Raw genomic sequence first — 3,578 nt, 5'->3', positions numbered from 1 at the left:
AAGATCTTTTGATAGTGAACTTATGCGAAATATCCTTTCGGTTCAATGAAAGGAGTGGTTGAGGAAAGCGCAATATTACATTTTTTTCGAGCGTTGCGCGAAAACCGCTCCCCCCCCCTGCGAAATGCGGGGAAAATAAGGCGAAAAAGGCGGTAATTCGCTCAAAGTGTTAGCTGGCGGATACGCAGATAGCCGGTGGTGGGACCGGCCCATTGCCGCGATTGCCACAGATGGCCGCTGCGGGAATCGATCCAGTAGTCATTGACCACCACGCCGGATTCGCCATCCGGACCGGATTCGCAGCGTTCCTGCAGATGCCGGGTCTGATAGGTTAACTCGATGATTTCGATGGTCTCCGAGCCCAGATCAGAGACGGTGCAGGCTAGGGTGAAGACCTGCGACCGGTTGTCGAGCGCGGCAAATTCATAGCGCCGCGCGCCGGTACCCGCGGGCCCCATCACGCCGCCGGTCTCGCGGACCAGCGCCGAAGAAGACAGCATGTCGTTGCGCAGCCCGCGGGTGGCTGTAAGCACGCCGTTGCGCATCGCCAGCGTCACCGCATCCTCGGTCAGCCAGACGGTGACCTGACCCGGGGTGCTGTCCCGTTTTACCAGCTGCGGCTGCAGATAGGCGCGCTGGCCATCGTCCTCGATGGTGACCTCGATATAAGTCTCGTCCAGGCTGTCGAGCAGCGCCCGGGTGACCGGCGGGCGTTCGGGCTTGCGCTGCAGGCGTTGCTTCACCTGCTGGCCGACGACCTGCATGATTTCCACCTCAAGCGGTGCATCCTGCGGCCCGCCACTGCAGGCGACCAGCACAAGCGCAGCGCTGAGGATCCCGGCGAATGCGCGCAGGGGGCGGGTCAGCTGTGCCATGATCATTCCCAGAACCTCGCCCGTTGCGCCCGCAGGCTGCGGCGGTGGGCGGTGCGCACATCGCCGTAAAGACCGCCGACCCCGCCGACGCGCTGGCCGCCGTCGCGCTGGATCGGGCGGATGGTCAGCCCGTAGGCGTTGCGGGTTTCCTTGCCCAGGAGCCAGCCCAGCGGAATGCGGAAGTAGAACCCCTTGTCAAAGGAGCCTTCGCCGAAATCGGCAGCCGAGACATTGGTCAGGGTAAAGAAACCGCCGACCTTGAAGCCGTTCTCGAACTCCCGGAACAGGCTGAAGGTGCCGCCGTAATCCCCGGCCAGGTAGCGCCCCACATCGACCTGCGCCTGATAGCTTTCGCCCAGTTCCAGATAGGCCGAGGCATGGCCGGTGAAGGTCTTGTAATCGCGGAAGGACAGGCGCTGGTCGTAATCGCGCTGGATGACGTAATTGGCCTCGACCCCCAGCGCCAGCGGGCTGGAAACCGGTTTCCACAGCACCTCGCCGGACAGACCGCCATACATGCTTTCGAACAGGCCGGCGCGCAGGCGGGCATAGACATTGCGCCGCGGCTGCCAGCTGCGGTCCACGTAGAGGTTTTCCAGCGTGGTGCCATATTGCGCATAAAAGGACTGGTCGGTGCGCACATGCGGCAGCACCGAGTTCGAGGCCCGCCCGTCCTGCACGTTACCCCAGGCCCGCTGGCGGATGGTGCCGGCGATGCGCCAGCCCGGTGCCGGGGAATAGCCCGCCGCAAAATCCACCCCTACATCCAGCCGGAACGGCCGGGCCGGGTCGAAATAGGCCGGCGCCGCATAGGGGCTGATGGAGCGGGTGAAGGCGGGATAAAGTTCCTCGGAGAAGATTGCCGTCTCCGGCAGCGGCCCGGCGCCGGTCACCGCCGCCACCGCCATCAGACCATCAGAGGCCTCGGGCGAGAATTCCAGCTCTTCCAGATCGGAGCGCCGGATCACCGTGGTGGACAGGCCCATGCCCGAACGCACCGGGATGATGCGGAAGGTTTCGATCGAAGGCGGCAGCGTCAGCGCCATGGTGCGCGCCACCCGGCCCACTGCGATGGCATAAGAGCGGTAGCGCGGGTTGCGGAACCGCACCTCGGCCTCGGTCCCCTTGAGGTCGATTGCCTCCAGGATCAACCCGTGCGGTTTCAGCCCTTCAGCCACCAGATCGCGGAACCGGGTGCGTTTATATTCGCTTTCGGTCCAATCCTGGCTCCAGTGTTCCTCTTTCGTGGCCCATTGGCTGCGCGGCACGATGGGCGCCGGGGCGGGCACCTGGGTCGCGATGATCGGGTGCCGGGGCTTCAGCTGGAACTGCGCGGTGATGCCAAGTTCGGAGCCATACATGTAATAGGCGCCGATGCGGGTGGTCTTGGACCATTGGTACTCAAGCCCGTAGTTCACCTGCGACTTGCGCTCGAAAACATTGGAGATGCGGGTCTCGGTCACATAGGCGTCCGAGGAATACTCCGCCTTGACGGACCAGCGTTCATTGGCCTGCCATTCGATACCTGCAAAAGGCGCGAAATCGCCGCGGAACCATTGGTCATAGGAGAGGTTACCGCCGGTGCCGCCACCGACGAAACTGGGGCGCTTGCCGCCGATATTGCCAATCGCCCCGTAAGAGCCGAGCCGCCCCCAGCCCAGACCGGCCGAGACTTTCAGTTGGCCGGGGCTGCGCCCGGGCGCGCCGCCAAAACGCAGGGGCGGCGTCTCGATCCGCTTGGTGGCGACCAGATATTCCGCTGCATAGACCCCGGTGCCGGCGAAATCCTGTAATCCCATGGTCAGTTCCGGCAGGTAGCGCCGCTCGCGCAGCAGACGGAAGCGCACGTCAAAGCCGCGGTCGTAATAGGTGTTGAAGCCAAAGAGGTTGAGGTTGCGGATGCCGTTGTAGCGGAAGGAAGCGCTGAGCCAAGGCAGCGCCTGGAAGGTCAGGTTGTAGCGGCTTTGCCCGCCAAACCAGGAAAAGGTGGTGGCGAAATGCCCGTCCGGCAGCATTTCGGCGCTTGGCGTGTCCATCAGGCCGGGGGTGCCGTAGAAATTGAGCCCCGGTGCAGCGGGTGGCTCCAGAGTGGGCGCATCAAAGTTGTCGACCTGCGCCGCAGTGGCAAATCCTGGCGCCGGGGCGGCGTCCTGCGCCACGGCGCCAGAGGCGCCTGCGCAGATCCCCGCGATGATCGCGGCAGAAAACCCAGAGGTGCCCGACCCTGCGAGAGAGGGCCAAACGCGCCGGAACGTATATCTGCGGGAAGAGGTCACGACGGTCCTGACTGTCTGAAAATGCCTGCCTCAGGCGGTTAGAACACAGAATCCTGAACCGGATCAACGGTCAGAACAGCGCGGCGCGCGCTTATGAGGTTTTCCGGTCCGCGGGGGGCTGGGTATAGCCTTCGACCCAGCGCATCACCACCTGCCGGGCCGCGCTCTCGTCCCCGGCGGCCACTGCCTGACGCAGCCCGCGCAACAAGGCGGCGGTTTCGAGTTCCGACAGCACGGTTTCCCGGGCGCAGAAGATCTTCTGATGCCGGGTGCCGATCACTTCCTGGCTGAGGGTCAGCTCCTCTTCCATCTTCTCGCCGGGGCGCAGCCCGATGATGTCGATGGCGATATCGCCTTCGGGATTGTCTTCGTCGCGCACCGTGTAACCGGCGCTGGCGATCACCTGACGGGCCAGCTGCAGGATCGA

3 protein-coding genes are annotated in these 3,578 nt (G+C 64.0%); all 3 read right to left on the bottom strand.

What is annotated here, in order from left to right:
- Positions 1–161: 161 nt before the first annotated feature.
- Positions 162–875 carry a YjbF family lipoprotein gene (locus tag P1U75_RS09110; protein ID WP_300242362.1) on the bottom strand — a complete coding sequence of 238 codons (714 nt, stop codon included), beginning with the start codon at positions 873–875 and terminating at the stop codon, positions 162–164.
- Positions 876–877: 2 nt separating this feature from the next.
- A complete protein-coding gene (locus P1U75_RS09105) occupies positions 878–3,034 on the bottom strand; it encodes a YjbH domain-containing protein (protein ID WP_300242360.1) in 2,157 nt (718 codons plus the stop codon).
- Between the two features lie 208 nt (positions 3,035–3,242).
- Positions 3,243–3,578 (bottom strand): polysaccharide biosynthesis protein (locus P1U75_RS09100; RefSeq protein WP_300242358.1); only part of this gene is annotated, 336 nt, incomplete at its 5' end.

Source organism: Antarcticimicrobium sp. (genome assembly GCF_029212575.1).
GTDB lineage: Bacteria > Pseudomonadota > Alphaproteobacteria > Rhodobacterales > Rhodobacteraceae > Antarcticimicrobium.
This window is presented reverse-complemented; position numbering and strand designations above follow the sequence as displayed.

Excerpts from the sequence above, each read along its gene's own strand:
- P1U75_RS09110 (WP_300242362.1), bottom strand. The coding sequence starts at position 875 with ATGGCACAGCTGACCCGCCCCCTGCGCGCATTCGCCGGGATCCTCAGC.